Source organism: Psychrobacter sp. UBA2514 (genome assembly GCF_002341255.1).
Lineage (GTDB): Bacteria > Pseudomonadota > Gammaproteobacteria > Pseudomonadales > Moraxellaceae > Psychrobacter > Psychrobacter pacificensis.
This window is the reverse complement of record NZ_DDNS01000024.1, coordinates 1,378-1,681: the sequence shown is the minus strand read 5'-3', so window position 1 is coordinate 1,681 and position 304 is coordinate 1,378.

Here is a 304-nt window from a genome sequence, read left to right as displayed (position 1 = left end):
CAAAAACTAAGTCGCTTATAGTTGCGTATATAGTGAAAGTTGTTGATGTTTGGTTAAAGTTTACGTGCGCAGTCACTCAACCGCTTGACGGCTTTTGAGCCAGCCTAAACGTTAACAATCCAATCTTGTAATTTAGTTATTCTTTAAGGTATGCTTTATGGCGTACTAGAGATCATCGATAAATAACATTGGCATGGTTTTTAGCCATATATTTATCTCTTTTTTATATCACTATAAGGCTATCGACTATGTTACCAACTTCAAATTTCTCGTCCAAAAAACCTTACTGCTCATTATTGGCGGG